This is a genomic window from Pseudomonas sp. 18173 (genome assembly GCF_050432945.1).
GTDB lineage: Bacteria > Pseudomonadota > Gammaproteobacteria > Pseudomonadales > Pseudomonadaceae > Aquipseudomonas.
Genome location: NZ_JBKFTN010000086.1, coordinates 1 through 471 on the forward strand (window position 1 = coordinate 1; position 471 = coordinate 471).

1 pseudogene is annotated in these 471 nt (G+C 66.7%); it reads left to right on the forward strand.

Features of this window, described 5'->3' with window-relative positions:
• Positions 1–471, forward strand: a pseudogene (locus ACLD1X_RS29190) (type VI secretion system tip protein VgrG); the annotation flags it as partial.

Consider the following 471-nt stretch of genomic DNA (forward strand, 5'->3'; position numbering starts at 1 on the left):
CCGCGGCGCCACGACCACCTACGGCGAGGCCTATCACTACGCCGAACCGTACCGCGAGCTCGGCGACCGCTACCAGTTCTATCACGAGTTGCCCGCGGACAGCGGCTACTTTTATGCCCGCCTGGCCCACGAGCGCTACCTCAACCGGCAGACCCTGCTGAGCGGCACCAGCAGCAGCGCCACCCTCGCCCCAGGCCAGGTGCTGAGCATCAGCGGCGACGCGCCCCGGGCCTTCAGCCCGCGTTGCACGATCATCGGCGTGCACACCCGCGCCGCCCGCGATGCCAGCTTCGAATGCGATTTCGAAGCCATGCCGTACTCGGAATACCTGTGCTTCCGCCCGCCACTGCTGACCAAACCACAAATCGCCGGCACCGTCCCGGCCCGGGTCACCAGCGGCCAAGCCCGCGATAAATACGCCGAGATCGACAAGGAAGGCCGCTACAAGGTCAACTTCCTGTTCGACCGCGA